Origin of the sequence: Terriglobus sp. YAF25 (genome assembly GCF_052113305.1) — a bacterium.
Classification (GTDB): Bacteria; Acidobacteriota; Terriglobia; order Terriglobales; family Acidobacteriaceae; genus Terriglobus.
The window spans coordinates 1-3,613 of the sequence record NZ_JBFRCY010000483.1 but is presented as its reverse complement, the minus strand read 5'-3'; the positions used below and the strand labels follow the sequence as shown (position 1 = coordinate 3,613).

At 59.6% G+C, this 3,613-nt stretch carries 4 protein-coding genes; 3 read left to right on the top strand and 1 reads right to left on the bottom strand.

What is annotated here, in order from left to right:
* Positions 1 to 152: 152 nt before the first annotated feature.
* Genes mazG through menC form a run of 3 tightly spaced genes read left to right on the top strand, consistent with a single transcriptional unit; the run spans position 153 to position 2,826 of the window.
* On the top strand, positions 153 to 947 hold the full coding sequence (gene mazG / locus AB4043_RS18440) for a nucleoside triphosphate pyrophosphohydrolase (RefSeq protein WP_442299939.1): 795 nt from the start codon (positions 153 to 155) through the stop codon (positions 945 to 947).
* Positions 944 to 1,699, top strand: coding sequence for a GNAT family N-acetyltransferase (locus AB4043_RS18435; protein WP_442307735.1), 756 nt, complete (start codon positions 944 to 946; stop codon positions 1,697 to 1,699). Before mazG ends, AB4043_RS18435 begins: the two co-directional genes overlap by 4 nt.
* A gap of 17 nt (positions 1,700 to 1,716) precedes the next feature.
* Complete coding sequence (gene menC / locus AB4043_RS18430; RefSeq protein ID WP_442299937.1) at positions 1,717 to 2,826, top strand: o-succinylbenzoate synthase; 1,110 nt, start codon at positions 1,717 to 1,719, stop codon at positions 2,824 to 2,826.
* A 308-nt stretch (positions 2,827 to 3,134) separates the two neighbouring features.
* Here menC and AB4043_RS18425 read toward each other — a convergent pair.
* The coding region (locus tag AB4043_RS18425; RefSeq protein WP_442307734.1) for a hypothetical protein at positions 3,135 to 3,613 on the bottom strand (479 nt) is incomplete at its 5' end.

Below are 3,613 nucleotides of genomic sequence, written 5' to 3'. Positions count from 1 at the left end.
AGGTAGGGCAGAAGCAGCAGCAAAGCCCAGGGCGAAATGCGCGTCTTGGTCGGTGTGGACACGATGGGGTTGATGGTAGCACGACCCCAGGGCGTGCCTGATGGATTTGGATGACATGCTCCTGCCCAGTCTCCGTTCGTTATGCTTAACCCATGGATTCGAACAAGACCCCGGACCTGGCGGCGGCACGGTTCGCTGAGGCGGTGGGTATCATGGCGCAGTTGCGAGCCCCGGATGGCTGTCCCTGGGACCGCGAGCAGACCTTCGACACGATCAAGCGGCACACGCTGGAGGAGACCTACGAGGTCTTCGACGCCATCGAACGACGCTCCTGGCCGGAGCTCAAAGACGAGCTCGGTGATCTTTTGCTGCAGGTGCTTTTCTACGCGCAGATGGCGGAAGAGGCCGGTTACTTCTCAATCGCCGAAGTTGTGGATGGCCTGAACTCCAAGCTCATCCGGCGGCACCCTCACATCTTCGGCGAGGTGACGGCCGACGATGCCGATACTGTCCTCCGCAACTGGGAGGCCATCAAGAAGGAAGAAAAGGCCGGAAAGGCTCGTGAGGGCGGTTTGCTAGGCGAGGTGCCTCGCAGTATGCCGGCTGTCGTCGAAGCGGCCAAGCTGGGCTCGAAGGCTGCCAAGGTCGGCTTCGACTGGCCGGACGTACAGGGGCTTGTCGGCAAGATCGAAGAGGAGTCGCGGGAGCTCGCAGCGGAGGTGGCTGCGGGAGATCGTGCGAAGGTAGAAGAAGAGTTTGGCGACCTGATGTTTACCGCAGTCAACCTTGCGCGGCATTTGAAGGTAGATGCCGAGCAGGCGCTGCGCCTGGCAAATGCAAAGTTCCGTGCGCGATTTGCGGCCATGGAACAGTCCGCGGGAGGCTCCCTGGAGGGCCTCTCGCCAACCCGGCTCGAAGAGCTGTGGGCGGAGGCAAAGAAGGCTTGAGTACGGRGATCGTGATCCGCGAGCTGTCAGAGCTCAGTGAGTTCGACCTGTGTGTCGATCTGCAATTGAAGGTATGGAACTACTCGGAGCAGGACCTGGTCCCGCGCCGCGTTTTCCTCGTCGCGTACCGCATCGGAGGGCAGGTGCTCGGGGCCTATGATGGTGAACGCATGATCGGCTTCGCCATGGGCCTGCCAGGCTTCCGCAACGGACACAGCTATCTTCATTCGCATATGCTGGCCGTTCTGCCCGAGTACCGTAACGGCGGCATCGGCCGCCGTCTCAAACTCGCCCAGCGCGACGGCGCTCTGGCCAAAGGCTTCGATCTGATGGAGTGGACCTACGATCCACTGGAGATCAAAAATGCCTACCTCAACATCACGAAGCTGGGCGCCATTTCCAGACGGTATAAGGCCGACTTCTACGGTTCTTCCACCTCGCCGTTGCAGGGAGGTCTCCCCACTGACCGTCTGTACGCCGAATGGTGGCTCAAGAGCGACCGCGTCAAGACTGTCCTCGCCGGCGGGAAACCTCGAATGGAGATCGAACGCACCGTGGAGGTGCCTGCTGCTATCTATGAGTGGAAGGCAAACGGAGCGGATCGCGATAAGGCAGCCGCCGTGCAGGCCGCGAACCGCGAGGCGCTGCAGGCTGCGTTTGCGCACGGGCTCTCGGTGATCGGCTATGACCGCGATGCGGAGGGGACTGGCAGATTCCTGATGGGCCGCTGGGACGAAGATCAAGTGATTTAGAAGGAAACGAGAGACGAATGAAGATTGATGCCATAGTGTTGCGCGAGATCCAGATGCCTCTGGCTCACCCGTTTGAAACCAGCTTCGGGCTGACTACGATGCGTCGCATCATGCTCGTAGAGCTGCAGGCCGAGGGAGCAACGGCCTGGAGCGAATGCGTCGCCGGAGAGCACCCTTACTTCTCAGACGAGATGATCGATACAGCCTGGATCATCGCGAAGACGGAGCTGGCGCCCCGACTGGTAGGCGTTGAGATCGAAAACGGCGGTAAAGTGCCCGATCTGTTGAAGCAGGTTCGCGGACACCGCATGGCGAAGGCATCTCTGGAAAACGCCGTGTGGGAGCTGGAATCGATTCTGAAGAAGGTTCCTCTGGCCCAGCTGCTTGGCGGCGTGCGCGAGAAGATTCCCTGCGGTGTCTCCATCGGTATTCAGCCCACGCCTGAGAAGCTGATGGAAAAGATCGAGACGGAGCTCGCCGCAGGCTATCAGCGTATCAAGCTCAAATGTAAGCCGGGCTGGGACGTAGAGATCTTCGAGATGGTTCGCAAGCGCTGGCCGGAAATCCTGCTGAGCTGCGATGCGAACTCGGCTTACCGGGTGAAAGATTCCGATCACATCGCCGCATGGGACCGTTTCAACCTGCTCATGATCGAGCAGCCGCTTTGGTACGACGACTTCTACTTCCACTCAAAACTGCAGTCACGCCTGAAGACACGCATCTGCCTGGATGAGTCCATTCGCAACCGGCGCGATGCCCTGGCGGCTATCGACATGGGAAGCTGCGGCATTATCAACATCAAGGTCGGGCGTGTGGGCGGTTTCAGCGAAGCGATTGCAGTCCACAACGTCGCGGCGGAGCGAGGGATTCCGGTGTGGTGCGGCGGTATGCTTGAGACCGGCATTGGCCGCGCACAGAACATCGCATTGTCGTCGCTGGAGAACTTCCGGCTTCCGGGTGATGTAAGCGCCTCCAAGCGTTATTGGGCAGAAGACATCATCGAGCCGGCAGTCGAAGTAAGCAGCACTGGTGAGATCGTAGTGCCGACAACGCCGGGCCGCGGCTTTGAGGTGAAGGCCGACCTCATCCGAAAGCTTACCGTCCGCGAAGAACGAATCACGAAATAGCTAGGACGTATCGACAAATTCGAGATATCCCATGCATCGGGTGCCCCATGTCCGGGGTCCCCAACGAACTTGTTCGTTGGGGTGGTGTCCCTCGGGGACATGGGCCCGGTCTTCACTATCCCGAGTACTCATCCGACCTTTCCTGCATCATCGTCTGAAAGATCAAAATACGGTCTCGCGAAGCGCGATACCCCACCCTTCGCGATAAAACCGCGAAGAATGGGGCAACGAGACTCTACTCCTTCCGAATTTGTCGATACACCCTAGGAACACGCTTTGTAGGCTGGCCTCCCACTCTTGCGGCGGCTCTATGGTCGCAGGGGAGCGGTAAGAAGCACCTTGATGGCGTCCTGCCAGGAGAGTGCTTTGGGCATCGGCRTCACATTTGTTGCCTCAAACAGCGACTTCACCCTGACGGTATGTACCAACACTTCACGCACCGTGATGTCCATGGTGAGCCGGCTGTAGGTCCAGAGCCCGTTGCCAAAATCGCGCTGATCGAGCTCGAGGTTGCCGCCCGCATAGATCTTTGCGATCAGGCCCCATCCGAGGTTGGCATCGCGAAAGATATGGCCCTCCATGCGCATCATGTGATGGCTCTGCGAATCGATCCAGATGCGGCCCTCAAGGGAGCCAAGGGCGGCCTGGGCCATGCCGGACGGATGAAAAGCCGGGTTCGGGTGGAAGTCCAAAACGACTTGCTGCGGCGACCGCCCTGCCAGTTGCGGTTGACCTGGGACGTAGGTCCAGAGCATTGCATCCGGCATGAGTTTGATCAGTTCCGTGG